The sequence below is a fragment of the Achromobacter sp. SD115 genome (genome assembly GCF_017355315.1).
Classification (GTDB): Bacteria; Pseudomonadota; Gammaproteobacteria; order Burkholderiales; family Burkholderiaceae_B; genus Achromobacter; species Achromobacter xylosoxidans_B.
In genome coordinates this window covers 1-419 of record NZ_JADIJM010000052.1, presented here as the reverse complement: position 1 = coordinate 419, position 419 = coordinate 1, and the positions used below count along the sequence as shown (strand labels likewise).

2 tRNA genes are annotated in these 419 nt (G+C 49.2%); both read right to left on the bottom strand.

What is annotated here, in order from left to right:
- Positions 1 to 142: 142 nt before the first annotated feature.
- Positions 143 to 218, bottom strand: a tRNA-Ala gene (locus tag IPU70_RS32690).
- Between the two features lie 23 nt (positions 219 to 241).
- Positions 242 to 318: transfer RNA gene (locus tag IPU70_RS32685), tRNA-Ile, on the bottom strand.
- Positions 319 to 419 lie beyond the last annotated feature (101 nt).

Below are 419 nucleotides of genomic sequence, written 5' to 3'. Positions count from 1 at the left end.
TCGAGTACTTGATAAGTACATTTTCGTTGTGCTTCTTCCAGATTGTTAAAGAACGAATATAGCTGTCAGGTAAAACCTAACTCATAGGATCGTTTGCACGACACTATGAGTTAGCCTCTACATCACCAGGCAATCAAGTACTTGGTGGAGGTGAACGGGATCGAACCGATGACATCCTGCTTGCAAAGCAGGCGCTCTCCCAGCTGAGCTACACCCCCATATCCCGCATGCGCAGAATACTTGGTGGGTCTGGTTGGATTCGAACCAACGACCCCCGCCTTATCAAGACGGTGCTCTAACCGACTGAGCTACAGACCCAAAACCTTCTCGGATCAGCAGTCAGGTAGTTGGAGACCCAGGGAAGATTCCCTCGACCCAAGCCTACAACTGATCCCAGCTATATCAAACAACCGATAAGA